Below are 25,545 nucleotides of genomic sequence, written 5' to 3'. Positions count from 1 at the left end.
GACCCCGGCGACCGGGCCGCGTTTCAGGCACTCCCGGCACGGCTCCCTACCCCTGGCCCGGCCCCCACAGCCGCCGCTTGGCCAGCGGTTTGCCGTAGCTCCCCGCGCGGCTGGTCGTGAGCCCCAGTGCCACCAGTGACTCCGCCAGCTTCACCGCCGCGCCGACCCCGTCGACCACGGGGACGCCGAGCTTCTCCCCCACCGCCCGCTGCAGTCCCGTCATCCCGGCGCAGCCGAGGACCAGGACCTCGGCGCCGGCGTCCCGGACCCGTTCGGCCGCCGCGAGGAACGCCGCCTCCGTGCGCCCCGGGTCATCGGCGAGGTCGAGTACGCCCAGTCCCGTGCCCGCCACCGCCACGCAGTTGCGGGCCACCCCCGCGGTCTCCAGGCTGTCCTCGATCTGCCCGCGCGAGCGGTCCAGCGTGGTGACGACGCCGTAGCGGCGGCCCAGCAGGCAGGCGAGATGGGCGGCGGCCTCGGTGATGTCGACGACGGGTACGTCCACCAACTCCCGTACGCCCTCCCGCCCGTGCTCGCCGAAACCGGCCATGACCACCGCGTCGTACGGCGGACCGTCGTATGTCCGCAGCGCGTCGAGGACCGCCGCCGCCGAGAGGTAGCTGTCCAGCCAGCCCTCCGCCGACTCGGGCCCCCAGGCCGGGGTCAGTCCGGTCACGGCGGTGCCCGGGCCTGCGGCGGCCCGGGCACCTCGTACGATCTCCTCGGTCATCTCCTGCGTGGTGTTGCAGTTGGTGACGACGATCCGCACGTCCGTCAGACCTCCTCGGTGATGGGGGCTCGGTCGCGGCGGCACAGCGCCAGGTACAGGCCCGCGGCCAGCGCCGTGCCGATGAACCAGGAGTACGGCGCGACGTCGCTGAACGTCTTCACCAGCGCGAGCACGGCCGCGACCGCCGCCGAGGGCAGGAACGCCCACAGGGCCTTGGGGTTGACGCCCTTGCGGTAGTGGTACGGCGAGCCGGGCGCCGCGTTGAAGAGCTGCTGGACGTCCACCCGACCGCGTTTGATCGCGTAGTAGTCGACCATGATCACGCCGAACAGCGGTCCCAGGAAGGCGCCGAGGCCGCCGAGGAAGTAGTTGACGACGGTCGGGTTGGAGAAGAGGTTCCAGGGCGTGACGACCAGGGCCGCGACCGTGCTGATCATCCCGCCGACCTTGAAACTGATCTTCTGCGGCCAGACGTTGGCCAGGTCGTACGCCGGTGAGACGAAGTTGGCGACGATGTTGACGCCCATGGTGGCGACCGCGAAGGTCAGCGCGGCCACGACCAGGACCCAGGTGTTGCCGACCTTGGCGACCAGTTCGGCCGGGTCGGTGATGGCCTCGCCGAAGACCTCCAGGGAGCCGGCCGTGACGATCACCGAGACGACCACGAACGCCGTGGAGTTGATGGGCAGGCCCCAGAAGTTGCCGCGGCGCACGGTGCGGTAGTCCGGCGCGAAGCGGGAGAAGTCGCAGAAGTTGAGCATCAGCGTGCCGTAGGTGGCGAGGATCAGGCCGATCGCGCCGAACCACTGCCGCCACTGCTCGCCGGTGGAGACCGGGTGCGGGGTGGAGGTGAGCGAGATGGTCCAGTGGGCCTTGGCGAGGATCCAGACGGCGAGGGCGATCATCACCAGCCAGATCGCGGGGCCGCAGAAGTCCTGGAACTTGCGGATCGTCTCCATGCCGCGGCTGATGATCGCCGCCTGGACCAGCCAGAGCGAGACGAAGGAGATCCAGCCCAGCGCGTCCAGGCCCAGGAAGGAGCTCTCGGTGAGGGACTTCAGGTCCGGCCAGGCCGCCAGCAGCATCACATTGACTGCGACCGAGGCCAGGTAGGTCTGGATGCCGTACCACATGATGGCGATCACGGCCCTGATCAGCGCCGGGATGTTGGCACCCCAGACACCGAAGCTGATCCGGCTGACCACCGGGAACGGCACGCCGTGGCGCTGGCCGATCTTCCCCATCCAGTTCATGCCGACGTAGATGAGCACGAAGCCGACGAGGAGGGAGGTGAAGACCTGCCAGACGTTCATGCCGAGGACCAGCAGGCCCGCGGCGAAGGTGTAGTTGCCGAGGTTGTGGACGTCGGACATCCACATGGCGAAGAGGTCGAAGACCTTCCAGTTCCGCTTCTCGGCGGGGGCGAGGTCTTCGTTGGTGAGCCGGGGATCGGGGACGAACGCGGCTGCGCCGATGACGTCGGCGCGGTCGGCCAGGGACACGGGGCCTCCAGGTAACCAACCGGTGTACCAACTTTTGGTATACCAAACTCCCGTCATGGTGCTCCCGTCAAGCGTTCCGACCGATGTCCGTCCCGTTACGGCTCCGTAAAAGGCCCCCGGGTCGGCGAAAATGACCTCATGGGCTCCCCCACCACGAAGATCGAACCCCTGGGCGCGGTGCGCGAGCGCGTCCTGGCGACACTGCGGCAGGACATCATCGAGGGCCGTCTGGGCCCGGGCGACCGGCTGGTCGAGCGCGAGCTGGCCGAGCGGTTCGGGGTGTCCCGGGTGCCGGTCAGAGAGGCGATCCGGGCCCTGGTCGCCGAGGGCTTCGTCCACTTCGAGTCGGCCCGCCGCACGGTCGTGCGCCGGCTGACCCCGACCGATGTCAAGGAACTCTTCGAGCTGCGCGAGGCGTTGGAGGTGTACGCGGCCGGGCTCGCGGCGGCCCGGGCGACCCCCGAGGCGCTGGCGGAGCTGCGGGAGCTGCTCGACCGGGCGGCCACCGCCACCGAGGCGGACGACGCCGAGACGATCACCGACATCAACACCCGCTTCCACGACCGGATCCTCGCCCTGGCCGGCAACAGCCTGCTCATCTCGGTCATGGAACCGGTCGACGGCCGACTGCGCTGGCTCACCCGGCGCAACGAGGAGTGGCCCCAACTCCTCACCGAACACCGCGAGCTGTACGACGCGATCGCCTCCGGCGACCCGGACCGGGCCCGCGCCCGCGCCCTGGGCCACGTCCAGGCCAACTACCGGTCGACGGTGCGGCACCTCTTCGGAGACGCCGAGGAATTGGGCGACTCCGGAGGCTCGGGCGACCCCGGGGGCTCCGGGGGCTCCGGGGGTTCCGGGGGCTCCGGGGGCTCCGGGGACGAGGAGAACGACCGCTAGCCAGGAATCCGGCCACCCAGGGGAACGCCTGTTCCCACAGGAATCTCCTAGAGTTCTCGTCGCCGGTGAAGACCGGAACACCGGCGAGGACCGGAACGGGGAGGGCATGACCATGGTGAGCAGACGGGGGCTGTTGAGCGGAGCCGCACTCGTGGGGGTGGGCGCGATGGCGGGGATGGCGGCCGGCACCGGGACCGCCGCGGCCGACACCCCGCTGGACACGCCGTTCACCCCGGTCGCCGCGCCGCATCTGGCCGAGGCCGAGCGGATGGTGCAGTACCAGCGGATGCTGGCCGCCGGCTACCTGCCGACCGGGCTCGCCGGACACTGGCCGCTGGACGGCTCCGGCACCGACCGCTCCGGCCTGGACCACCCCGTCGCCCTGGGCTCCGGGGCGAGCTGGACCGGTCTGCGGGCGGGCGGCGAACTGAGCCTCGACGGCACCTCCGGGGCGTACGCCGCCACCGCCTCCGTCCTGGACACCACGGCCCCCTTCACGGTCTCGGCCTGGGTCCGGCTGGCCGACGACGCCGTCCTGACGAACATGTACACGGCCGTCAGCCAGGACGGCGCCGGCGCCAGCCGCTTCCTGCTCCAGTACGACGACACGGCCGGGACCTGGGCCTTCAAGGTGCGCAGCGAGGACCAGTCCACCAAGGTCTCGGCGCTCGCGGCCACGCCGGTGACGAAGACGGGCGTCTGGACCCATCTGGCGGGCGTCTGGGACGGCACCAGCCTCAAGCTGTACGTGAACGGCGTACCGGAAGGCAGCGCCGACACCACCCTCTCCTGGGCCGCCACCCAGGGCTTCAACATCGGCCGGGCCCGCTGGGACGGCGGCTACGTGAACCGCTTCAAGGGCGCGGTCGACGACGTCCGCGCCTACGGCCGCGCCCTCACCGCAGATGAGATCGCCCTGGTCAGCGGACGTACGGCACGCGCCAACAACGTCTACCTGATGAACACCGCGGCGACCGTGACCTGGGGCCGGCCGGACGACCTCGCCGGCTGGGTGGCCCGGGCCCGCTGCTCGTCCTTCGTCACGGCGGTGCTCAAGCACACCTACGGCTGGGCGACCGACGACTACTTCCTCCAGTACTTCCAGGAGACGGGCCCGGAGGCCGCCGACTACTGCTCGGCCTTCCTCGGCGGCACGGCGGGCCCGCGCTTCCGCCGCATCCGCAAGGTCACCGACCTGCGCCCCGGCGACCTCGTCGCCGTCGACTACAGCGGGCAGGACGCGGACAACACCGGGCACATCGTGATGGTCCGCGAGGTCAAGGGCGTCTTCAGCGGCGTCGCCGACTTCACCGGCGAGACCCAGTACGCCGTCGAGATCGTCGACTGCACCTCCGACCCGCACGGTGTCTACGGCCTCTCCCACTACCCGCAGTACCCCGACACCCGCATGACCGGCACCGTGGACGGCGAGAACCTCCAGGGCGTCGGCATCGGCCACATGATGTTCTACGCCTCCGACCCCACCGGCGAGTTCTCCCGCTACCGCTGGAGCGTCAACTCGTCCGCGTCCACCGGCACCCACCCGGTCGCCGACCGCCCGGTGGCGGCGGCCCGACTCGTCTGACCCGGCCCCCTCAGGGCAGCCCGGCCGCCTCCGCCGCCGTCCGCAGCACCTCGCGGAGCATCCCGGGGGTGAGGCGGCCGGTGAAGGTGTTGCGCTGGCTGACGTGGAAGCAGCCGAAGACGTCCAGGCCGCCGAGGTCGACGCGGGCCCCGTGGGCGAAGGCCGGGCGGGGTCGGGGCACGGTCCAGCCCGCCTGGGCGAACGCCGGCAGGGCGGCCTGCCAGCCGAAGGCACCGAGCACGACGGCCGCGCGCAGGGTCGGCCGCAGCAGCGCCAACTCCTCGACGAGCCAGTGGCGGCAGGTGTCACGCTCCTCGGGGGTCGGCTTGTTGGCGGGCGGGGCGCAGTGCACGGGCGCGGTGACCCGCACGCCGTACAGCTCCAGGCCGTCGTCGGCGCTCACCGAGGTCGGCTGGGAGGCGAGCCCGACGTCGTACAGCGCCTGGTAGAGGACGTCACCGGAGCGGTCGCCGGTGAACATCCGGCCGGTGCGGTTGCCGCCGTGCGCGGCCGGGGCGAGGCCGATGATCAGCAACCGGGCGTCGGCCGGACCGAAGCCGGGGACGGGCCGGCCCCAGTACGTCCAGTCGGCGAACGCGGCCCGCTTGGTGCGGGCCACGTCCTCCCGCCAGGCGACCAGCCGGGGACAGGCCCGGCAGGCGCTGACGCGCTGGTCGAGACGGGCGAGGGGGCTGCTGGTCATGGCTCCACGGTAGGCCCAGGAAATCGGCTCCGTTTCTCTCGGCCCCGGGGGCTAAGGTCAGGGCATGGCTTCTGAGGACGCGGTCGAGAGCGACGAGAGCGGGGAGCGGGCCAGCGGTGGGACCGGAACCCCCACCACGGCCGAGTCCGCCGAAGGCACCGAGGCCGCCGCCGTCCAGGCACCCGATCCCGCCGCCCAGGTCCTGGACCCCGCCGCCCTGGCCGCGGCCGTCGCCGCCGCCGAGGCCGCCGGGCCCGCTCCCGGTGAGAACGTGCGGATCGACAGCTGGATCTGGGCCGTGCGCCTGATCAAGACCCGCTCCATGGGGGCCACCGCCTGCCGGGGCGGGCATGTCCAGGTGAACGGCGAGCGGGTCAAGCCCGCCCACTCCGTGCGCGTCGGTGACGAGGTGCGGCTGCGTCACGAGGGTCGGGAACGGGTCGTCATCGTGAAGCGGCTGATCCGCAAGCGGGTCGGTGCCCCCGTGGCCGCCCAGTGCTTCGTCGACAACTCCCCGCCGCCCCCGCCCCGCGAGGCCGTCGCCCCCATCGGCATCCGCGACCGCGGCACGGGCCGCCCCACCAAGCGCGACCGCCGCGAGCTGGAACGACTGCGCGGATTCGGCGGGATGGGCGGAACGGGAGGCTTGGGCGGAGCCGGAGGCATGGGAAGCGCGGGCACGGGAGGCGGAGGCACAGGAGGCGGAACGGGTCGACCGCGCGGTGGGCGCCCCGGCAGTCGGTGATCGGACCTCGGACGACCGCCACCGAACAAACCTGTCGGGACGACCGCCTCCTCCGGACCAGCCCCGGCTACGCCGTCGGGACCGCCCTCACCCATATCCCGTCCTCGGTCAGATACTCGGCCACCTCCAGTCCCCCTTCCGCGAGTGCGTCCTCGAACTGCTCCTGGGTGAGCGGTCGGGCCAGGAACGTCTGGGTCCAGGCCGCGTCCGGGAACTCGTACTCCGCGAGCACCGAGTTCACCCCGTCCCCGACCGGCTCGACCGACGCGATCCGCACGGTGTAGCCGCTGGGATCGACCCGTTCTCGTGGCACGTTCGTGTGGTAGTCCGCGCCCTCCCGCTGGATGAGCACACAGCCGCCGTCCCCCACGTGCGCCGCGCAGGTCCGCAGCATGCTCCGGCGTACCTCCGTGTCCCCGGTGTTCACCAGGAACGACGCGAGCATCACCACGTCGAACTTCTCGCCCAGGTCGAGCCCTTCGATGGTGCTGCGTATCGTGCGTGCCCCGCGCACCCGCGCCAGCATCTCCGCCGACTCGTCCACCGCCGTGACCCGGAAACCGCGCTCCAGCAGCGGGTGCGTCATCCGCCCCACACCGCAGCCCAGTTCCAGGATGTGGGCGCCGGCCGGGACCGCCGCCTCGATGATGTCCGGTTCGCCGCCCGCGGCCAGGCGGGTGTAGAGCTCCACCGCGCAGCCGTCCGGGGTGATCGCACCGGGCCCTGTTCCCTCGTGCCCCTCACGCATTTCAACCGTCATGCCCGAACAACGGCCCGCCGCCGCACAGCCGTTCCCGTCCCTCGATGGTTCACTCGTTCGAGTAGTTCGAGGGCCAACGGGAACTTCGATCACCTCACCGTCGCCACGGGAACCAGCCGTGGCCGACGTACCAGTGGCCGCCCGCCCGCAGATGGTCGCCGACCGTCCGTTCCAGCGAGGTACGCCGGGGCAGGTCCGCCACCGGCAGGTCCGGGTCGCCGAAGACGAAGCCGACCGGTGTGGTGTCGGCCGGTTCCGGGTCCTCCCAGCCAGGCCGGAACCTCTCCTGGAAACGGACGATGTTGGAGTGCGCCGGGAGGAGACGGCGCAACTGCGGATCGAGCAGCCAGGAGTGGCAGGTCGCGACGGCCGGGGACTCCTCGGGGAAGTACCGGGTGAAGAAGTCCCGGGCGCGCGCCAGGGAGTGGTCGCAGGCGGCCGGGGTGAGCGGACCGAGGAAGTCGGGGATGTGCAGGTCCAGGCAGGGCTCGCCCGCGGTCACGCCGGCGCCGGCCGCCGTGACGGCCCGCGCCGTGCGCTCGCCGAGTCCCGTCCGCTCGTACTGCAGTCGTCCCAGCTGGTAGAGGCGGCCGCCGAAGTGGCGGGTGAGCCAGTGCGCCTGGCGGGTGCCCAGCCCTCCGCCGCCGTACCGCCTGCGGTGCAGTGCCATGCCGCGGCCGAGGTCGGCGAGCGTGTGCCGGGAGATGTCGTCGGGGATGCCGAGCGCCCGGTGCCGGGCGCGGGTGTCCGGCACCGCGGCGAGGAAGACGTACACGAGGAAGTAGTCGCCCAGCGTGGCCGGGGCCTGGGCGGCCCGGGCGCCGAGACCGTCGGGGTCGTCGACCTCCCGTACGGCACCGGTCGCGTCCTCGGCGCACTCCGCCAGCAGCCGCCGCAGGCCGGGGTCGGCGGTCACGGCCCGCCGCAGCGCCACCACCTCGTTGATGTCCTCGTGCGGCACCGCCAGGTCGAGAAGCAGGCCGGGCAGGTCGTCGGCGTCGGGCAGCACGGTGGGTCCCCCCTCGGGTGGACGTCCTGCTGAACGTCCTGCTTGGTGAACGTCCTGGTCGAAGAGTACGTTGCAAGGAGGAGCGGTGATCCGGGATGCGTACGGGCAGTGAACCGGCGACCGCCCGCAGTGCGCTGCGGGCGCGGCTCTGGCTGAGCCTGTGGGGTCTGTTCTGGGCGATCTTCGGCACGGCGGCGTTCGCGCTGGTGGGGCGTCCGGGCTGGGCGGCCGCCTGCGGGGTGCTGTGGCTGGTGGCCACCGTCGACCTGACGGTGATCCTCCGGCACATCAGGCAGGGCCCGCACTACCAGCCGGGCCGCGATGTGCCGCCGTACCCGCCGGCCGACGGCGGCCCGCCGCCGTTCAGACGGCCGCCGCGGCACGGGCACCCGTGAGCGAGCGGTCGCTCACGCACCGCTCTCGAAGCGGGCCGCCTTCAGGTACTCCGGGTTCGGGTCCAGGGCGGCCGCCAGCCGGAAGTGGCGTATCGCGAGGTCGGCACGGCCCTGGCGCTCATAGGTGCGGGCGAGCGCGAAGTGGGCGAACGCGTTGTCCGGTTCGCGCTCCAGGACGATGGTGAACTCCAGTTCGGCGGGGCGCAGTTGCGCGGCGGCGAAGAAGGCACGCGCGCGCAGCAGCCGGGCGGCGGTGTTCTCGGGGTGCGCGGCGATCACTCCGTCGAGCAGTTTCACCGCGCCTCGCGGGTCCCGTGCGTTGAGCAGTTGCTCGGCGGCACGGAAATCGATCACATGCGTCTCCGGAGTACGTCCGGTCGAACCGCTGGTCTCGGGCACGGCAAAGTCCTTCCCTCACTGAAGCGGTTCAACGCCCGGACGGCTGCCCGCTATTTCGAAGACGGCTTCCCGCTAGTTCGAGCCCGACTCCCGCGCCCGGCGCACGAGGTCGGCCCACACCTCCGCGACCCGCTGTTCGAGCACGTCGAGGGGTACGTCGTTGTCGATGACGATGTCGGCGATCTCCCGGCGCTTCTCGCGCGTCGCCTGCGCGGCCATGCGCGCGCGTGCGTCCTCCTCCGTCATCCCGCGCAGCCGGGTCAGCCGGTCGAGCTGGGTCTCGGGGGCGGCGTCCACGACGACCACGACGTCGTACAGCGCGGCGAGGCCGTTCTCCGCGAGCAGCGGGACGTCGTTGACCACCACGGCGTCGGCGGCCGCCGCGCTCTCCAGTTCGCGGGAGCGGGTGCCGACCAGGGGGTGCACGATCGAGTTCAGTACGGCCAGTTTCGCGGGGTCGGCGAAGACGATCGAGCCCAGCTTCGGCCGGTCCAGTCCGCCGTCGGCGGTGAGCACCTCCGGGCCGAACGCCTCGACGACCGCCGCGAGGCCCGGGGTTCCGGGCGCGACGACCTCCCGTGCGATCCGGTCCGCGTCGATCAGCACGGCGCCGTGCCCGACGAGCAGCCGTGACACCGCGCTCTTGCCGGCGCCGATCCCTCCGGTGAGACCCACTTTCAGCATGCCCCGAAGCTTAGGGCCTGGGACCGACACCGGCCCGGACGGGGCTCGTTCTCCCCGTCCGGGCCGGTACCCGCCGCTCGCGCGGACCTCTGTCGTCGCCCTCACGGGCCTCGGACGTCGCTCGCGCGGACCTCTGCCGCCGCCCGCGCGGACCTGCCGTCGTACCTGCCGTCGTCGTCCTCACGGCCTTCCGTCGTCGGCCGTGCGGACCTGCCGTCGCCCGCGCGGGCCTCAGTTGTCGCCCTCGCGCTCGGCGAGGAAGCGTTCGAACTCGAGGCCGATCTCGTCCGCCGACGGGATCTCCACCGGCTCGGCGAGCATGTTGCCCCGGGTCTCGGCGCCCGCGGCCGCGTCGTACTGGTGCTCAAGGCCCTGGACGAGGGCGGTGAGCTCCTCGTCGCCCTCCTGGATCTGGCTGTCGATCTCCGTCTGCGTGCGGTGGGCGTCCGTGCGCAGGGCGTGCGCGATACCGGGGAGCACCAGGCCGGTGGCGCCCGTGATGGCCTCCAGGACGGTCAGGGCGGCGTCCGGGTAGGGCGAGCGGGCGATGTAGTGCGGGACGTGCGCGGCGACGCCCAGGACGTCGTGGCCGGCCTCCATGAGGCGGTATTCCAGCAGCGACTCGGCGCTGCCGGGCACCTGGGCCTCGTCGAAGGGGCTGCGGTGGCCCGGGACGAGGTCGGTGCGGTTGCCGTGCGGGGTGAGGCCGACGGGCCGGGTGTGCGGGACGCCCATGGGGATGCCGTGGAAGTTCACGGACAGGCGGACGCCGAGCCGCTCCACGACCTGCTGGACGGCCGCGGCGAAGCGCTCCCACTCGACGTCCGGCTCGGGGCCGGACAGCAGCAGGAAGGGCGCGCCCGTGGCGTCCTGGACCAGCCGGACCTCGATGCTGGGCTCCTCGTACTCGGTCCAGCGGTCCCGCTTGAAGGTGAGCAGCGGGCGGCGGGCCCGGTAGTCCACGAGCCGGTCGTGGTCGAAGCGGGCCACGACCTGGTGGGGCAGCGAGTCGAGGAGCCGGTCGACGATCTGGTCGCCGGTCTCACCCGCGTCGATGTATCCGTCGAAGTGGTAGAGCATGACAAGACCGGCCGACTCCTGGGCGAGCGCCATGTCCACCACGGCGAGGCCCTTCGGCTCCCATGCGTACAAACCCTGCGGATCAAGCACTGTGACCGCTCCTCCTCGTGTTCGTACGGCTCAACGCGGCACAGTCCACAGGCATTCCCGCCGGCGCCCCTGAACAGGCGGGCTCTCACCGCCTTCTCATGCCGCAGAGGATCAGGGGCTCAGGCCGACAGCACGCGCGCGTGCAGCGCCGTGACCGCCTTGCGCGCGGAGCTGAACGCGCCGTGCTGCCAGGCGTCCGTGTAGCTGAGCCAGTCCCCGGCGAAGTAGACCCGGCCGGTGGGCTCGTTCAGCGGCTTGTAGCGCGCGTCGTCCGGACCGCCGGGGGTGTCGTGCCAGGCGGCCTCCAGGTGGGGTGTCTGGCGCCAGTGGTGGGAGAAGGAGGAGACCAGCTCCGTGCGGTACTTGCCGCCGTAGATCTTCACTCCGGCGGCCACCGCGCGCTGTTCCCGCGCGGCGGGGCTCAGCCTGGCGTACGAGTCCGCGTCGTCGCCGTAGTTGTAGTAGCCGATGAGGACGCCCCGTTCGCCGTGGAAGCCGTACGAGGGGTGCCAGATGTGGGTGACGTCCTGGTCGGTCTCGGTGATGCCGCCGTAGATGCGGTGGTCCAGCTCCCACCAGCGGGAGCGGTACTCGAGGCCGATCTTGGCCGCGGACGACGGCGTGATGGCCTCCAGGGCGCTCTGTACGCCGGAGCCGAGGTTGTGCGGCACCTTGGCGAGGATGTTGGGCGGCATGGCGGCCACGCAGAAGTCGGCGTCGACGGTCCTGGTACGGCCGCCCTGGGTGTACGTCACGGTGACGCCGTTCCCGGTGTCGGTGATCTCGGAGACGGCGGCTCCGGTGCGGACGCGGTGGGCGCCGATCGCCCTGGTGAGCGCGCGCGGTATCTGGTCCATGCCGCCGACCGGCTGGAACATCAGCATGGCCTGGTCGAAGCCGAACTCGAAGGAGAAGTAGCGCCCGACACCGCTCGCGAACACCTCGGAGGCGGTCGGAACGTCGCCGAGCAGCACCCCGGGGGTGCCTGCGGCGGCCGGTACGGTCGTGTATCCGCGCCGCTCCCCTCCCTCGTACGTCAGCTTGTCACCGAGTTCGCCCCAGTCCTTGAGGAACTCGACGAGCCGCTCCTGGTCGGTGGCCGTCAGCGCCTCGTCCAGCGCGCCCTTGTCGCTCGCCTTGGCGAGCAGCTCCGAGACATAGCCGTACACGTCCGCCTTGGCGGTGCGGTAGCGCTCGGGCTTCGTCATGCCGGCCGACTCGTTGTAGAGGTACGCGTCGGCGTTGACGTTCGTGAAGACCTGGATGGGAACGCCGAGTTCGCGACAGTAGTCGAGGGTGATCATCCACTGCGGTATCCGGGCGGGCCCGGCGTTCATGTAGTGGCCGTCGGCGAACCGCGCGGTCTGCGTGTTGCCGTAGAGGTCGGTGGTCGTGTCGCCGCCGCGCACGGTGAAGTTGCGTCCGCCGGTACGGTCCCTGGCCTCCAGGATCGTACAGTCGTAGCCGGCCTTGCCCAGTTCGTACGCGGTCGCCAGGCCGGCGATGCCGCCGCCGAGGACGACCACCCGGGCCGCGGCGCGTCCGGTGAGGGTGAAGTCGCCGGTGCGGGGAGCCTGGAAGGGCTCCGCGCGGGCGGTGGGAGCGAGGCCGAGGGCCCCCATGGTGGCGAACATGGCGCCGGCGCCGCCGGTGACGCCGACGTTCCGCAGGAACGCCCGCCGACTCGTCCCTGACCTGTCCTGAGGCTGTGCCATGACGGGACTCCCCTTCCGATCTTGAACGAAGACCGGGGAAGCGTCCCAGCGCCGCGTTACGGCGCCACGGTGACTCGTGTATCCCACACATTTCCGCGAACGCGAAGGGGAGCAACTCCCCACAAGGCGCTCGGAACCGTCGGAGCGACGGCGGCGAAGACTCCCCGAGGCCGTCGGCCGAAGGAGAGCCCAGGACGGACGCACAGCACTGAGGGCCCGCACCTCGAAAGGTGCGGGCCCTCAGTCATCGGCTAAGCCGAGTGGCGAGCGTCAGCTCTGGCCACCCGCGAGCTTCTCGCGAAGCGCGGCCAGCGCCTCGTCCGAAGCCAGCGCACCGGAGGTGTCGGCACCCTCGGAGGAGTACGAACCGCCACCGGCGGCCGGAGCGGCACCCGCGGCGTCGCCACCCTCCTCGGCAGCGGCAGCGTCGGCCTCGCGGCTCTTGATGACCTGCTGCTGGTGCTGCTCGAAGCGCTGCTGCGCCTCGGCGTACTGGTGCTCCCACGCCTCGCGCTGGGTCTCGTAGCCCTCGAGCCAGTCGTTGGTCTCGGGGTCGAAGCCCTCGGGGTAGATGTAGTTGCCCTGGTCGTCGTAGGACGCGGCCATGCCGTACAGGGTCGGGTCGAACTCGACCGTGGCCGGGTCGGCACCGAAGGCCTCGTTGGCCTGCTTCAGCGAGAGGCTGATGCGGCGGCGCTCGAGGTCGATGTCGATGACCTTGACGAAGATCTCGTCGTTGACCTGGACGACCTGCTCCGGGATCTCCACGTGGCGCTCGGCCAGCTCGGAGATGTGGACCAGACCCTCGATGCCCTCGTCCACGCGGACGAACGCACCGAACGGAACGAGCTTGGTGACCTTACCCGGGACGACCTGACCGATCTGGTGGGTCCGGGCGAACTGCTGCCACGGGTCTTCCTGGGTCGCCTTCAGCGACAGGGAGACGCGCTCGCGGTCCATGTCGACGTCGAGGACCTCGACGGTGACTTCCTGGCCGACCTCGACAACCTCGGACGGGTGGTCGATGTGCTTCCAGGACAGCTCGGAGACGTGGACCAGACCGTCGACGCCACCCAGGTCCACGAAGGCACCGAAGTTGACGATCGAGGAGACCACACCGGAGCGGACCTGACCCTTCTGGAGGGTCGTGAGGAACGTCTGGCGGACCTCGGACTGGGTCTGCTCCAGCCAGGCACGGCGGGACAGGACCACGTTGTTGCGGTTCTTGTCCAGCTCGATGATCTTCGCCTCGAGCTCCTTGCCCACGTAGGGCTGGAGGTCGCGGACGCGGCGCATCTCGACCAGGGAGGCCGGGAGGAAGCCGCGGAGGCCGATGTCGAGGATGAGACCACCCTTGACGACCTCGATGACGGTACCGGTGACGATGCCGTCCTCTTCCTTGATCTTCTCGATGGTGCCCCAGGCACGCTCGTACTGGGCGCGCTTCTTCGAGAGGATCAGGCGGCCTTCCTTGTCCTCCTTCTGGAGAACAAGGGCTTCGATCTCGTCACCGACGGCGACGACCTCGTTGGGGTCGACGTCGTGCTTGATCGAGAGCTCGCGGCTCGGGATGACACCTTCGGTCTTGTAACCGATGTCGAGCAGGACCTCGTCCCGGTCGACCTTCACGATGACGCCGTCGACGATGTCGCCGTCGTTGAAGTACTTGATCGTCTCGTCGATCGCGGCGAGGAAGGCTTCCTCGTTACCGATGTCGTTGACCGCTACCTGCGGGGTGGTGGCGGTGGTCTCGGTGCTGCTCGTCATGTGAGAAAGGGCTCCGGTACGGACATTGAAGTCGTAGGTACTGCTTACGCCGGGAGCCTGTTTCGCTCTGCAGAAGCCGGACAGCCTGGGAAGCGCCACCCGAACCACTGGTGACGCCTCGACAACCGAGGGGACATACATACAGATGCGAGCGCAGCCTGCTACGTCTGAGGTGCGCAGGCCCGCAGCGCAACTTGTAGCATACGGGGGCAGCCGGGCAGGGTCAATGCGCGAAGGCGCACACCCGGGGCGGATCGCCGCATACCCGGCACAAGAACCGTCCCACGAGGCCACGTAAGCCTGAAAGACCTCGTCCGTGACCCCCCTCCGAACGGGTTGCACGGAAGAGTACGACGAGGGAGCCGATCATCCAAGAGCCCGATTCGTTCGACCTCGCAGAGGCCGGGACAGACACCGGAGCCGAGGCCGAACCGGAAGCCACCCGGCGTGATGCCGGTACCACCGAGAGCAGCCGGGCCAACCGGGGCTGGTGGGACCGCAACGCCGACGAGTACCAGATCGAACACGGCACCTTCCTCGGCGACAACCGTTTCGTGTGGGGCCCCGAGGGGCTCGACGAGGTGGAGGCGGAGCTGCTGGGCCCGGCGGAGGAGCTGAAGGGCAGGGACGTCCTGGAGATCGGCGCGGGCGCGGCCCAGTGCTCGCGCTGGCTGGCCGCCCAGGGGGCCCGTCCGGTCGCCCTGGACCTCTCGCACCGCCAGCTCCAGCACGCGCTGCGCATCGGCGGATCGTTTCCCCTGATCTGTGCGGACGCCGGCACGCTGCCCTTCGCCGACGCCTCCTTCGACCTGGTGTGCTCGGCGTACGGCGCGCTGCCCTTCGTGGCCGACCCTCGTCTGGTGCTGCGCGAGGCGCGCCGCGTCCTGCGCCCCGGCGGCCGACTCGTCTTCTCCGTCACGCATCCCGTCCGCTGGGCGTTCCCCGACGAGCCCGGCACCGAGGGCCTCACGGTCTCGGCCTCCTACTTCGACCGCACGCCGTACGTCGAGCAGGGCGAGGACGGCCACGCGGTGTACGTGGAGCACCACCGCACGATCGGCGACCGGGTCCGCGACATCGTGTCGTCGGGCTTCCGCCTGGTCGACCTGGTGGAGCCGGAGTGGCCGGCCTGGAACACCGCCGAGTGGGGCGGCTGGTCCCCACTGCGGGGCAGCCTCCTCCCGGGCACGGCGATCTTCGTGTGCGAGAGGGACTGAGCGGACGTATCCGGAAGCGGGTCCGTACGACACTGGGGACGTGATCCGCTACGACGCCCTGGACGCGCTGCCCGTACGGCAGGCCCTGCCCGGTCTGGACGACGCCCTGGAGGGGCACGGCACCGCCGTCCTGGTGGCACCGCCCGGCACCGGCAAGACGACGCTGGTGCCGCTGGTGCTGGCCGGGCTGGTGGGCGAGGGTCCCGCGCGGCGGGTGGTGGTGGCGGAGCCGCGCCGGATCGCCGCCCGCGCGGCGGCCCGCCGGATGGCCTGGCTGCTGGGCGAGCAGGTCGGGCGGAGCGTCGGCTACACGGTGCGCGGCGAGCGGGTCGTCGGGCCACGCGCGCGCGTGGAGGTCGTCACGACCGGTGTGCTGCTGCAGCGTCTGCAGCGCGACCAGGAGCTGTCCGGTGTCGACGTCGTCGTCCTCGACGAGTGCCACGAACGCCATCTCGACGCCGACACGGTGGCGGCCTTCCTCTGGGACGTGCGCGAGACCCTGCGGCCGGAGCTGCGGCTGGTGGCCGCGTCGGCGACCACGGACGCGCGGGGCTGGGCACGGCTGCTGGGCGGGGCTCCGGTGGTCGAGGCGGAGGGCGTCTCGTACCCCGTCGAGGTGGTGTGGGCGCCGCCCGCGCGGCCGGTGCGGCCGCCGCACGGGATGCGCGTCGATCCGGCGCTGCTGACGTATGTGGCGTCGCTGGTGCGGCGGGCGCTGGCCGAGCGGCCGGGGGACGTGCTGTGCTTCCTGCCGGGCGTGGGCGAGATCGCGCGCGTGGCGGGGCAGCTGGGCGGCCTGGGGGACGTGGAGGTGCTCCAGGTGCACGGCAGGGCGCCGGCGGCGGTCCAGGACGCGGTGCTGGCGCCCGGGGCGCGGCGCCGGGTGGTGCTGGCGACGGCGGTCGCCGAGTCGTCGCTCACCGTTCCCGGGGTGCGGGTGGTCGTCGACTCGGGGCTGGCCCGGGAACCGCGGGTCGACCACGCGCGCGGGCTGAGCGCGCTGACGACGGTACGGGCGTCCCGCGCGGCGGGCCGGCAGCGGGCGGGGCGGGCCGGGCGGGAGGCGCCGGGGGCGGTGTACCGGTGCTGGTCCGAGGCGGAGGACGCCCGTCTCACGGCGTTTCCGGCACCGGAGATCAAAGTGGCCGACCTGACCGCGTTCGCCCTCCAGACGGCCTGTTGGGGCGATCCCGGGGCGACGGGGCTGGCGCTGCTGGATCCGCCGCCGGGCGGGGCGATGGCGGCGGCCCGGGAGGTGCTGACGGCGATCGGAGCGGTCGACTCCGCCGGGCGGGCGACGGAACGCGGGCTGCGGCTGGCCCGGCTGGGGGTGCATCCGCGGCTGGGGCGGGCGCTGCTGGACACCCCCGGCGGGGGTGCCGAGGTGGTCGCGCTGCTGAGCGAGGAGGCTCCGCGCGAGTACGGCGACGATCTGGCGGCCGCCCTGCGCGCGGTCCGGCGCGGCGGTGACGCCTACGCCGCGCGGTGGCTCGCGGAGGTACGCAGGCTGCGGACGGACGACGAGGGCCGGTCGGTGTCCGGCGTGGACGACCGCACCGTGGGACGCGTCGCCGCCCTCGCCTTCCCTGAGCGTGTCGCCAAGGCCGACGGAGGGTCGTACCTCATGGCTTCCGGTACCCGGGCCGAGCTCCGTGAGGGCAGCCCGCTGCGGGGTGCCCCGTGGCTCGCGGTGGCCGTCGCGGACCGTCCCGTCGGCAAGGGCCACGCGCGCGTGCAGCTGGCGGCGGCGGTGGACGAGGACATGGCCAGGTCGGCGGCGGCCTCCCTGTACGCGGAGGGCCAGGAGGTGCACTGGGCCGACGGGGACGTCGTCGCGCGGCGGGTGGAGCGGCTCGGGGCGATCGAGCTGGCGGTGCGGCCGTTGCGGGACGCCGACCCGGCCCTCGTACGCGAGGCGCTCCTGGACGGGCTGCGCCGCGAGGGGCTCGGTCTGCTGCGGTGGACTCCCGACGCGGCCGTACTGCGGCAGCGGCTCGCCTTTCTGCGGCTGCGGCTCGGGGAGCCCTGGCCGGACGTCTGCGACGACGCGCTGCACGCGCGCGTGGACGACTGGCTGGAGCCGGAGCTCGGCAGGGCGCGGCGGCGGGCCGATCTCGGGCGGATCGACGCCGGGGAGGGGCTGCGGCGGCTGCTGCCGTGGGCGACCGGGGAGGCGGGACGACTGGACGAGCTGGCGCCCGAGCGGATCGTCGTGCCCAGCGGGTCGCGGATCCGGGTCGACTACGGGAATCCCGAACAGCCGGTCCTGGCCGTGAAGCTGCAGGAGATGTTCGGGCTGCAGGAGTCGCCTGCGGTGGCGGGGGTGCCGGTGCTGGTGCACCTGCTGTCGCCGGCGGGGCGGCCCGCCGCGGTCACCGCCGACCTCGCCTCCTTCTGGCGGGACGGGTACAAGGGCGTGCGGGCCGAACTGCGCGGGCGGTATCCGAAGCATCCCTGGCCCGAGGACCCGGCCGGCGCCGAGCCCACCCGGCACACCACCGCACGCCTCAGGCGCTGACCGGTTCCCGGACCCCGGACCGCACGGCTCAGGCGCTGACCGGTTCCGGGACCTCGGACCGCGCGGGCTCCGGGTCGGCGGGGCGGCGGGCGCGTGCCTCCAGCCAGAGGGAGAGGGCGAGCAGCGCGATGCCGAGCGAAAGGAAGCCCCAGGGGAGGTAGGAGGTCAGCAGCAGGACGATGGTGCGGTTGTGCTTGACCAGGGCGACCGTGTGCTCGATGTAGTCCTCGCGCATCTTCACGTCGCCGGCGAAGGCCGTCACCTTGGCCCGGCCGCCCAGCAGGGTGCCGCCGCGCAGCTCCTCCTTGTGGATCTCCTCCCCGTAGACGGGCGCCCCGGTGACCGGCTCGACCCAGAACTTGCGGACCGTGGTGTACCAGCGGGTGGTGCCGGTCTTGGCGACGCTCTCCGGGGTGATGCCCTGCACCGGCATCTTCTTGGGCATGGGGACCTTGGTCCACGGGATGGTCTGCTCGAAGTAGTAGACCTTGACGCCCCGGAAGGTCTGCGTCCCCTTGTAGTGGATGGGGTTGGTGGTGCGGGTCTGCGCGTCGAAGTACTCGTAGTCGCGCTTCTCGGTCAGGAACGGCCACTTGAACTCGATGCCGTCCCGTTTCACCGGGTCACCGTCGACCATCTCGCCGGTGGCGTGGACGGGTTCCTGGCTGTGGGCGTCGAAGATGTAGCGCTCGGGGATCTCGGAGACCATCTTGCCGTCGGGGCCCTGGACGTACGACAGGCCGTCCCAGACGACGACGTCCCGGCCCGCCGTCTTCTCGATCTTCTTCGCCGCCTCCACATTCCCCTTGAGGGTCTGCACGATGGTGACCCGGGGGACCTTCTTGGCCTGCATGGTGCCGTAGTCGAGAAGGGTGGCGTCCTTCGCGACCAGGACCATGTCCTGGTACTGGTCGGCCGGGATCTTGGCGAGGCGCGGGAAGGCGTACCAGCGCAGCAGCGGGGACAGGGCCGCGAAGAACACGGCGCAGGCGAGCAGGACCAGACTGGCCTTGCGGCGCATCTCGGCCTCCCGGGGCGGCGGTTACGGGTGTGAGGGCACCGTCGTGAGCAGCGGCTTCGGGGACGTCTTCCCGTTCGGCGACCCCAGGGCGCTGATGGTCACGACCAGGACGAGCGCGAGGGCGAGACCGGTCGCGGCGGCGATCAGGGCACGCATGCGGGGCCTCCCTGCGGACGGCTTCCTGATGGATCGTCAGGTCGGGGCACCGTAGCAACGGGAGGGTGAGATGAGAACAGGTCTCACACACGAGGGCGCCCTCCCGCTGTCGCGGAAGGGCGCCCCGGTGGCCGTACGGCCGTGGATCAGGAGGAGGCGGAGGCGGACTCGCTCGCCGAAGCCGAAGCCGACGCCGACGGGGAGGCGGAAGCGGACTCGGAGGCGGTCGGTGACGGGCTCGGCGAGCTGTCCGCGGTGACCGTCAGCTCGACGGTGAGCGTGGCGCCGCCGGTGGTCGTGATGCGGAGCAGGAACGTGCCGGTGGCGTCGTCCGCGTACAGCTTGGGCAGCGTGAGCAGGCCGTCCGCGTCCGTCTGGAGGTCCGTGAGGGTGCGCACGGCGTTGCCGTTCGCGTCCTTGAAGTACGGGCCCTTGTCGTTCTCGCTCGTGTCGTCCGCCGACTTGACGAGCGTGGCGGTGGCGGCGACCTTGTCGGCGACGGCGCCCTGGTAGGTGGCCTTCGCCTGCACCTGGTCGGCGAACTCGCCGCCCGCCACGCAGGTCGGCGCCGTGGTGTTGACGAGGGCGAGGGTGTCGGCGGCCCGCGCGGTGACCGTCGCGTCGTAGTCGACGCCCTTCGCGGTACGGCCGACCACGCTGGCGTGGATCGTGAAGTCGCCGGTCTTCTCGCCCGCCTGGAGCGTGGGGGCGACGGCGACGCCCTTGCTGTCGGTGGCGACCGTGGCGACGCTCTCGCCGCCGGTGAAGGTCGTGTCCGTGTCCCCGACGATGGTGAAGCGGACGCGGACCTTGGCGACGGTCCGGCCGGCCTTGGTCTCCGCGCGTGTGCTGATCTTCTTGGCGAACGCGTCGCCTGCCGTCGCCGTGAGCTTGGCGGTGCCCGCGTCCTCCAGGTGGTCCACGGTGTCGGTGGCCGTGGGCGGCAGGGTCGGGTCCGTGCTCGGGGTGCTCGGCGTGGGCTCGGTGGGATCCGGCGTGCTCGTGGAGGGCTTGCCCGTGGAGCCGTCGGAGCCGGAACCGGAGCCGGTCTTGCCGTCGCTGCGGTGCGTGGGCAGGGTGCCGGTGCCGTTCGGGATCGAGTGCGTGCCCTTGCGGTAGAACTCGTACCAGGACAGGACGAGGTTCAGGTAGTCCTGCGAGTTGTTGTAGCTGAGGATCGCGCTGTTCATGTCGGCCTGGACGGACAGGTCCCAGCCGTAGCGGCACAGGTAGTGGCCGGCCGCGAGCGCCGCGTCGTAGACGTTGTTGGGGTCCTTGACGCCGTCGCCGTTGCCGTCGCGGCCCGCCCACGCCCAGGTCGACGGGATGAACTGCATGGGGCCTACGGCCTGGTCGTACTGGCTGTTGCCGTCGTACTTGCCGCCGTCGGTGTCCTTGATGAGCGCGAAGCCGTTGCCGTCGAGCTCGGGGCCGAGGATGCGGTGCAGGGTGTTGCCCTCGGCGTCGACGTCACCGCCGCGGGCCTGGCCGGACTCCACCTTGCCGATGGCGGCGAGCAGTTGCCAGGGCAGGTTGCAGCCGGGCTTGGAGCTGCGCAGTTCCGCCTCGGCCTTCTTGTAGGCGTCGAGGACGGTGGCCGGTATGCCGGCCTCGGCCGCGCCCCGGGAGACGGCGGTGCCGATGCTGGACGAGGAGGCGGTGGGGCTGGAACTGGGGTTCGGGCTGTTGAGCGGCGGCAGGTCCGTGTAGTACGGCGAGTTGCCGGTGGCGCCGTCGGCCGCACCGCCCCCGTCGGGCACCGAGGTGCTGGCGCCGGCGTTGGCCTGCCGGCCCGCGTCGCCGGCCGTTCCGCCGGGTGCCTGGGACGCGGACAGAGCCGCTACCGCCAACGCGGCGGCGGCGGTCGTCGCCGCTCCCTTGCGCAGCCGCTTGCCGATGTGCGCCGCCATAAGGTGAACCCCTCCCATGGGCGCCTGCTGAGCGCCCGTCTCCGTCTGTCCGCTCGCCCTGGTGTGACGGTTGACCCGGTGCTGTGGTTGCCCCCTGTTGCCTCCGTTACCTCTTTCGAGGTGTGAGGTGGTGCATCCCGCGGTGCGCGCCGGGGCGGCGACCCAGGCGACCCTACGACAACTTCCCTTCCACGGACACCCGGCGGTGCCCGATTTTCACCAGTTGGCCATCCCTCGTTGAACGATGGTGGCGTCCCGGATACTTGCCGTACGCGATCACTTGTTCGGCGCTTCGGCCGACGACCGTTCCAGGGAGCCCGGGTGCCGTTCACTCTCAGCCATGCCGCCGCCGTGCTGCCCGCCGTACGCGGTGACGGGACCGGGCGCGGGCGGCTGGTGCCGGCGGTGCTCGTCGCGGGGTCCTTCGCGCCCGACCTCACCTACTACGCGGCGAGCGCGGAGCCGGACGCGATGGAGTTCGGCGGGTTCACGCACTCCTTCGCCGGTGTCCTCACGGTCGATGTGCTGTTCGCCTGGGCGCTGGTGGCGTTGTGGGTGCTGGTGCGCGAGCCCCTGGCGGCGCTCGCGCCGCGGGCCCGGCAGGGGCGGCTGTCCGCGCTGCTGCGCTGCGGGACGCCACGCGCGCGTGCCGGTCTCTCCCTGACGGCCCGGTGGTACGTCTCCGCCGTGCTCGGCGGGCTCACGCATGTCGTCTGGGACGCGTTCACGCACCACGACCGCTGGGGGACGCGGCTGGTCCCCGCGATCGGCCGGAACCTCGCGGGCGTGCCGCTGTACACCCTGCTCCAGTACGGCAGTTCGGCGGCGGGCGCGGCCGTGCTCGCCGTGTTCCTGGTCCGCGCGGTACGGCGGGCGCCGGCCGGGGAGCCGCTGGGGGTGCCGGCGCTGTCGGTACGGGACCGGTGGTGGGCCGGGGCCGGGATCGGCGGCTGCGCGCTGGCCCTGGCGGTGCGGCGGGCGAACCGGTGGTGGGAGTACTGGGGGGGCTGTGGCGAAGCCGTGGGAGCTGCTGCCCACGGTGCTCTTCGGGGCGGGCGCCGGGCTGCTCCTCGGGGTGCTGGGGTACGCCGTCGCCGTCAGGGTGTGGCGTCCGGCTCCGGTGGCCGACGACGTGCGGCCGAGCCCTTCGGCCGTTCGGTGAGGCTCGCCACGAACACGGTCATGGTGCGGGGGCGGCGGGGGCCGGGGAGCGCGGTGAGGAGCAGCGCGAGGTAGCTGCGGGCGAGGTCGAGCCACTGGCGCAGGCCGGGCCGGGCGCGCAGTCGCCATCGCAGGCGGGTGACCGCCCGGCGCACGGCGACGGTGAGGTCGGAGGGGATGCGGGCGGAACTGGCGTCGGCCGCCACGGCCGGTCCCGACGAGTCCGTCGTGACCTGGGCGGAGGCGGAACGGGCCTTGGCCGGGGGCCTGCTCTGGGGCGTCCGGCGGTGAACCATGCGTATACCCATGGCCGCATCCTTGCCGGTGGCGCAGGCGGGGGCGTTCTGGCGGGGTCCAGGTGAGTGATGCGGCCGGGAGGGGCCGGAGGGCGCTGCTCCCCTGGGCCGAAAGGCGCGCCGCACCGCCTGGGCCGCAGGGCGCCCCTCCGCCAGGTGCCGGAGGGCGTCGCCCCACCAGGGCCGGAGGGCGTCGCCCCACCGAGGTCGGGGAGCGGCGCCCTCTGCTGGTCTCGTCGGCACGTGCCCTCTGCCGGGCCGCGCCGCGGGCTAGTGCGCCGCCGACTCCCAGTCCGGGCCCACGCCCACCGAGACGTCCAGCGGGGCCCGGAGGTGAACCGCGTCGGACATCTGCTCGCGCAGGACGGACTCGACCCGGTCGCGCTCGCCGGGGGCGATCTCCAGGACGATTTCGTCGTGGACCTGGAGCAGCATGCGGGACTTCAGCTCCGCCTCGCGCAGCGCGCCGTCCACCCGCAGCATGGCGATCTTCACGATGTCCGCCGCCGTGCCCTGGATGGGCGCGTTGAGCGCCATCCGCTCGGCCGCCTCGCGGCGCTGGCGGTTGTCGCTGTTGAGGTCCGGGAGATAGCGGCGGCGGCCGAAGAGCGTCGCCGTGTAGCCCGTGGCGCGGGCCTCGTCGACGACCCGGCGCAGGTAGTCGCGGACCCCGCCGAAGCGCTCGAAGTACGTGTCCATCAGCGCCCGGGCCTCGCCCGCGTCGATGTTCAGCTGCTGGGACAGGCCGAAGGCCGACAGTCCGTAGGCGAGGCCGTACGACATCGCCTTGATCTTGCGGCGCATCTCCGGCTCGACGGCCGAACGGTCGACGTCGAACACCTGGGAGGCGACCGTGTTGTGCAGGTCCTCGCCGGAGGTGAACGCCTCGATGAGGCCTTCGTCCTCGGAGAGGTGGGCCATCACGCGCAGTTCGATCTGGCTGTAGTCGGCCGTCATCAGCGACTCGAAGCCCTCGCCGACGACGAAGCCCCGGCGGATCGCCCGGCCCTCGTCCGTGCGGACCGGGATGTTCTGCAGGTTCGGGTCGGTGGAGGAGAGCCGGCCGGTCGCGGCGACGGTCTGGTTGAACGTGGTGTGGATACGGCTGTCGGCGGCGACGGTCTTGATCAGGCCCTCCACCGTCACCCGCAGCTTGGCCTGCTCACGGTGGCGGAGCATGATCACCGGCAGTTCGTTCTCGGTCTGGCCGGCGAGCCAGGCGAGTGCGTCGGCGTCGGTGGTGTAACCGGTCTTCGTCTTCTTGGTCTTGGGGAGGGCCAGCTCGCCGAAGAGGACCTCCTGGAGCTGCTTGGGCGAGCCCAGGTTGAACTCGTGGCCGGCGGCCGCGTGCGCCTCCTTCACGGCCTGCTGCACCGCGCCCGCGAACATCTGCTCCATCGCCTCGAGGTGGGCGTGGTCGGCCGCGATGCCGTGCCGCTCCATACGGGCGAGCAGGGCCGAGGTGGGCAGCTCCATGTCGCGGAGCAGCTCGGCCGCGCCGACCTCCTCGAGACGGCTCTCGAAGGCCTGCCCGAGGTCGAGGATCGCGCGGGCCTGGATCATCAGGGCCTCGGCCTCGGCGCCGTCGTCCGCGCCGAAGGCCAGCTGCCCGTCGGCCGCGGCGGCCGGGGCCAGCTCGCGGCCCAGGTACTCCAGGGACAGCGCGTCCAGGTCGAAGGAGCGGCGGCCGGGCTTGACCAGGTAGGCGGCGAGCGCGGTGTCCATGCCTACGCCCTCGATGCGCCAGCCGTGCTCGGCGAAGACCCGCATGGCGCCCTTGGCGTTGTGGAAGACCTTGGGCCGCGCGGTGTCGGCGAGCCAGGCCGACCACGCGTTCTCGTCGGCCTCGTCGAGCTCCGCGGGGTCGAACCAGGCCGCCGCTCCCCCGGCCGCGGCCAGCGCGACCTCGGCGACCGAACCGGTGCCGAGCGCCCAGGTGTCGACGGTGGCGACGCCCAGCGGCTGCTCGCTGCCGTGCTCGGCGAGCCAGCCGGCCAGCTCGCCGGTGCCGAGGACCGTGCCGTCGACCTCCACGCCCGCCTCGGCGACCGGGGTGGACTCGGCCTCCTCGGCGCCGGGGTCGACGGCGTAGAGCCGCTCGCGCAGCGACGGGTTGCGGATCTCCAGGGTGTCCAGGATCATCGCGACGTTCTTGCGGTCGTACGGGGCGCGCTCCAGGTCGGCGACCGTCCTCGGCAGCTCCACGGCCCGCTCCAGCTCGGTGAGCCGGCGGTTGAGCTTGACGGACTCCAGGTGGTCGCGGAGGTTCTGGCCGGCCTTGCCCTTCACCTCGTCGACGCGCTCCACCAGTTCGGCGAAGGAACCGAACTGGTTGATCCACTTCGCTGCGGTCTTCTCGCCGACGCCGGGGATGCCGGGGAGGTTGTCGGACGGGTCGCCGCGCAGGGCCGCGAAGTCGGGGTACTGGGCGGGCGTCAATCCGTACTTCTCGAAAACCTTCTCCGGGGTGAACCGGGTCAGCTCGGAGACGCCCTTGGTGGGATAGAGGACCGTGGTGTGGTCGGTGACCAGCTGGAAGGAGTCGCGGTCGCCGGTGACGATCAGGACGTCGAAGCCCTCGGCCTCGGCCTGGGTGGCGAGGGTGGCGATGATGTCGTCGGCCTCGAAGCCCTCGACGGCGAAGCGCTGCGCGTGCATCGCGTCGAGCAGCTCGCCGATCAGCTCGACCTGGCCCTTGAACTCGTCCGGGGTCTTGGAGCGGTTCGCCTTGTACTCGGTGAACTCCTCCGAGCGCCAGGTCTTGCGGGAGACGTCGAACGCCACCGCGAAGTGCGTGGGCGCCTCGTCACGCAGGGTGTTGGCCAGCATCGACGCGAAGCCGTAGATCGCGTTCGTCGGCTGCCCCGTCGCGGTCGTGAAGTTCTCCGCGGGCAGCGCGAAGAACGCGCGGTACGCCAGCGAGTGCCCGTCCATGAGCATCAGCCGGGGACGGGGGCCGCCGGGGGTCTTGTCGGTCTGCTTCGCTGCTGTCTCTGCCACGCCCCCGATCCTGCCACGCCGCACTGACAGTCAGGGCCGACGGTTCGCGGACGCAGCCGTGACAGGCATCGGCGCGGGCGCCGCGGCAGGCGTCGGCGCGGGCATCCACGCGGGCGTTGGTCCCGTTCTGTTTCTGTCGCGGGCACTGTTCCCGTTCTGTCCGGGAACCCGGCCTCGTTCGTTGTCGGTGGCGCGTGCGAGG

At 72.0% G+C, this 25,545-nt stretch carries 21 protein-coding genes and 1 pseudogene; 7 read left to right on the top strand and 15 right to left on the bottom strand.

The window, feature by feature from the left end; translation table 11 throughout:
• Positions 1–46: 46 nt before the first annotated feature.
• Together ACGFZS_RS04945 and ACGFZS_RS04940 are read right to left on the bottom strand one after the other, a co-directional pair.
• The gene (locus tag ACGFZS_RS04945; protein WP_393793896.1) at positions 47–769 is read right to left on the bottom strand and encodes an aspartate/glutamate racemase family protein; all 723 of its coding nucleotides are present in this window, start codon (positions 767–769) and stop codon (positions 47–49) included.
• A gap of 5 nt (positions 770–774) precedes the next feature.
• Positions 775–2,232, bottom strand: coding sequence for an NCS1 family nucleobase:cation symporter-1 (locus ACGFZS_RS04940; RefSeq protein WP_393793895.1), 1,458 nt, complete (start codon positions 2,230–2,232; stop codon positions 775–777).
• Positions 2,233–2,370: 138 nt separating this feature from the next.
• Between ACGFZS_RS04940 and ACGFZS_RS04935 the strand changes: the two genes are divergently transcribed.
• Entirely contained in the window at positions 2,371–3,132 is a 762-nt protein-coding gene (locus ACGFZS_RS04935; protein ID WP_393793894.1) for a GntR family transcriptional regulator, read from the top strand.
• 112 nt (positions 3,133–3,244) lie between these two features.
• Positions 3,245–4,717 (top strand): LamG domain-containing protein, encoded by a 1,473-nt coding sequence (locus tag ACGFZS_RS04930; protein ID WP_393793893.1) that lies wholly within the window; start codon positions 3,245–3,247, stop codon positions 4,715–4,717.
• Positions 4,718–4,727: 10 nt separating this feature from the next.
• On the opposite strand, the gene ACGFZS_RS04925 is transcribed toward ACGFZS_RS04930, so the two are convergent.
• Positions 4,728–5,420, bottom strand: coding sequence for a uracil-DNA glycosylase (locus ACGFZS_RS04925; RefSeq protein ID WP_393793892.1), 693 nt, complete (start codon positions 5,418–5,420; stop codon positions 4,728–4,730).
• 64 nt (positions 5,421–5,484) lie between these two features.
• On the opposite strand from ACGFZS_RS04925, the gene ACGFZS_RS04920 reads away from it, so the two are divergent.
• Positions 5,485–6,165 (top strand): RNA-binding S4 domain-containing protein, encoded by a 681-nt coding sequence (locus ACGFZS_RS04920; RefSeq protein ID WP_393793891.1) that lies wholly within the window; start codon positions 5,485–5,487, stop codon positions 6,163–6,165.
• Between the two features lie 67 nt (positions 6,166–6,232).
• Here the strand turns inward: ACGFZS_RS04920 and ACGFZS_RS04915 are convergent, their stop codons facing one another.
• Together ACGFZS_RS04915 and ACGFZS_RS04910 are read right to left on the bottom strand one after the other, a co-directional pair.
• On the bottom strand, positions 6,233–6,913 hold the full coding sequence (locus ACGFZS_RS04915; protein WP_393793890.1) for a methyltransferase domain-containing protein: 681 nt from the start codon (positions 6,911–6,913) through the stop codon (positions 6,233–6,235).
• Between the two features lie 106 nt (positions 6,914–7,019).
• Positions 7,020–7,934 (bottom strand): acyltransferase domain-containing protein, encoded by a 915-nt coding sequence (locus ACGFZS_RS04910; protein ID WP_393793889.1) that lies wholly within the window; start codon positions 7,932–7,934, stop codon positions 7,020–7,022.
• A 95-nt stretch (positions 7,935–8,029) separates the two neighbouring features.
• Between ACGFZS_RS04910 and ACGFZS_RS04905 the strand changes: the two genes are divergently transcribed.
• On the top strand, positions 8,030–8,329 hold the full coding sequence (locus tag ACGFZS_RS04905; protein ID WP_393655499.1) for a DUF6343 family protein: 300 nt from the start codon (positions 8,030–8,032) through the stop codon (positions 8,327–8,329).
• 12 nt (positions 8,330–8,341) lie between these two features.
• Here ACGFZS_RS04905 and ACGFZS_RS04900 read toward each other — a convergent pair whose 3' ends face one another.
• The 5 genes from ACGFZS_RS04900 to rpsA form a co-directional block, all read right to left on the bottom strand.
• Positions 8,342–8,728: a tetratricopeptide repeat protein gene (locus tag ACGFZS_RS04900; RefSeq protein ID WP_359209897.1), complete on the bottom strand. Its 387-nt coding sequence runs from the start codon at positions 8,726–8,728 to the stop codon at positions 8,342–8,344.
• A 72-nt stretch (positions 8,729–8,800) separates the two neighbouring features.
• Complete coding sequence (gene coaE / locus ACGFZS_RS04895) at positions 8,801–9,412, bottom strand: dephospho-CoA kinase (RefSeq protein WP_355708098.1); 612 nt, start codon at positions 9,410–9,412, stop codon at positions 8,801–8,803.
• A 231-nt stretch (positions 9,413–9,643) separates the two neighbouring features.
• Positions 9,644–10,582, bottom strand: coding sequence for a PAC2 family protein (locus tag ACGFZS_RS04890; protein WP_359209891.1), 939 nt, complete (start codon positions 10,580–10,582; stop codon positions 9,644–9,646).
• Positions 10,583–10,701: 119 nt separating this feature from the next.
• Positions 10,702–12,216 (bottom strand): flavin monoamine oxidase family protein, encoded by a 1,515-nt coding sequence (locus ACGFZS_RS04885; RefSeq protein WP_393794121.1) that lies wholly within the window; start codon positions 12,214–12,216, stop codon positions 10,702–10,704.
• Between the two features lie 351 nt (positions 12,217–12,567).
• Positions 12,568–14,064 carry a 30S ribosomal protein S1 gene (gene rpsA, locus ACGFZS_RS04880; RefSeq protein WP_123977983.1) on the bottom strand — a complete coding sequence of 499 codons (1,497 nt, stop codon included), beginning with the start codon at positions 14,062–14,064 and terminating at the stop codon, positions 12,568–12,570.
• 368 nt (positions 14,065–14,432) lie between these two features.
• Between rpsA and ACGFZS_RS04875 the strand changes: the two genes are divergently transcribed.
• Both ACGFZS_RS04875 and hrpB read left to right on the top strand, forming a co-directional pair.
• A complete protein-coding gene (locus ACGFZS_RS04875; RefSeq protein WP_393794120.1) occupies positions 14,433–15,281 on the top strand; it encodes a class I SAM-dependent methyltransferase in 849 nt (282 codons plus the stop codon).
• Between the two features lie 40 nt (positions 15,282–15,321).
• A complete protein-coding gene (gene hrpB / locus ACGFZS_RS04870; protein WP_393793888.1) occupies positions 15,322–17,799 on the top strand; it encodes an ATP-dependent helicase HrpB in 2,478 nt (825 codons plus the stop codon).
• Between the two features lie 28 nt (positions 17,800–17,827).
• Here the strand turns inward: hrpB and ACGFZS_RS04865 are convergent, their stop codons facing one another.
• The 3 genes from ACGFZS_RS04865 to ACGFZS_RS04855 form a co-directional block, all read right to left on the bottom strand.
• Positions 17,828–18,820, bottom strand: coding sequence for a DUF3068 domain-containing protein (locus ACGFZS_RS04865; protein ID WP_393793887.1), 993 nt, complete (start codon positions 18,818–18,820; stop codon positions 17,828–17,830).
• A gap of 21 nt (positions 18,821–18,841) precedes the next feature.
• Entirely contained in the window at positions 18,842–18,976 is a 135-nt protein-coding gene (locus tag ACGFZS_RS04860) for an SPW_0924 family protein (RefSeq protein WP_123977979.1), read from the bottom strand.
• Positions 18,977–19,122: 146 nt separating this feature from the next.
• The gene (locus tag ACGFZS_RS04855; protein ID WP_393793886.1) at positions 19,123–20,886 is read right to left on the bottom strand and encodes a lytic murein transglycosylase; all 1,764 of its coding nucleotides are present in this window, start codon (positions 20,884–20,886) and stop codon (positions 19,123–19,125) included.
• Between the two features lie 321 nt (positions 20,887–21,207).
• Here ACGFZS_RS04855 and ACGFZS_RS04850 point away from each other — a divergent pair.
• Positions 21,208–22,048, top strand: a pseudogene (locus tag ACGFZS_RS04850) (DUF4184 family protein).
• On the opposite strand, the gene ACGFZS_RS04845 reads toward ACGFZS_RS04850, so the two are convergent.
• Both ACGFZS_RS04845 and polA read right to left on the bottom strand, forming a co-directional pair.
• Complete coding sequence (locus ACGFZS_RS04845) at positions 21,984–22,355, bottom strand: hypothetical protein (protein WP_359209873.1); 372 nt, start codon at positions 22,353–22,355, stop codon at positions 21,984–21,986. The pseudogene ACGFZS_RS04850 and the gene ACGFZS_RS04845 sit on opposite strands and share 65 nt — an antisense overlap.
• Before the next feature lie 258 nt (positions 22,356–22,613).
• Positions 22,614–25,343 (bottom strand): DNA polymerase I, encoded by a 2,730-nt coding sequence (gene polA, locus ACGFZS_RS04840; protein WP_393793885.1) that lies wholly within the window; start codon positions 25,341–25,343, stop codon positions 22,614–22,616.
• Between the last annotated feature and the right edge of the window lie 202 nt (positions 25,344–25,545).

Source organism: Streptomyces sp. NPDC048288, assembly GCF_043201555.1.
GTDB lineage: Bacteria > Actinomycetota > Actinomycetes > Streptomycetales > Streptomycetaceae > Streptomyces.
Note: the sequence above shows the minus strand (reverse complement) of the source record. Positions and strands in the feature narration are given on the sequence as shown.

What these genes read in the sequence shown, in the direction of transcription:
- ACGFZS_RS04935 (WP_393793894.1), top strand. Translation starts at nt 2,371, where the DNA reads ATGGGCTCCCCCACCACGAAGATCGAACCCCTGGGCGCGGTGCGCGAG.
- ACGFZS_RS04930 (WP_393793893.1), top strand. Translation starts at nt 3,245, where the DNA reads ATGGTGAGCAGACGGGGGCTGTTGAGCGGAGCCGCACTCGTGGGGGTG.
- ACGFZS_RS04925 (WP_393793892.1), bottom strand. Translation starts at nt 5,420, where the DNA reads ATGACCAGCAGCCCCCTCGCCCGTCTCGACCAGCGCGTCAGCGCCTGC.
- ACGFZS_RS04920 (WP_393793891.1), top strand. Translation starts at nt 5,485, where the DNA reads ATGGCTTCTGAGGACGCGGTCGAGAGCGACGAGAGCGGGGAGCGGGCC.
- ACGFZS_RS04915 (WP_393793890.1), bottom strand. Translation starts at nt 6,913, where the DNA reads ATGCGTGAGGGGCACGAGGGAACAGGGCCCGGTGCGATCACCCCGGAC.
- ACGFZS_RS04905 (WP_393655499.1), top strand. Translation starts at nt 8,030, where the DNA reads ATGCGTACGGGCAGTGAACCGGCGACCGCCCGCAGTGCGCTGCGGGCG.
- coaE (WP_355708098.1), bottom strand. Translation starts at nt 9,412, where the DNA reads ATGCTGAAAGTGGGTCTCACCGGAGGGATCGGCGCCGGCAAGAGCGCG.
- ACGFZS_RS04885 (WP_393794121.1), bottom strand. Translation starts at nt 12,216, where the DNA reads ATGTTCGCCACCATGGGGGCCCTCGGCCTCGCTCCCACCGCCCGCGCG.
- rpsA (WP_123977983.1), bottom strand. Translation starts at nt 14,064, where the DNA reads ATGACGAGCAGCACCGAGACCACCGCCACCACCCCGCAGGTAGCGGTC.
- ACGFZS_RS04865 (WP_393793887.1), bottom strand. Translation starts at nt 18,820, where the DNA reads ATGCGCCGCAAGGCCAGTCTGGTCCTGCTCGCCTGCGCCGTGTTCTTC.
- ACGFZS_RS04860 (WP_123977979.1), bottom strand. Translation starts at nt 18,976, where the DNA reads ATGCGTGCCCTGATCGCCGCCGCGACCGGTCTCGCCCTCGCGCTCGTC.
- ACGFZS_RS04855 (WP_393793886.1), bottom strand. Translation starts at nt 20,886, where the DNA reads ATGGCGGCGCACATCGGCAAGCGGCTGCGCAAGGGAGCGGCGACGACC.
- ACGFZS_RS04845 (WP_359209873.1), bottom strand. Translation starts at nt 22,355, where the DNA reads ATGGGTATACGCATGGTTCACCGCCGGACGCCCCAGAGCAGGCCCCCG.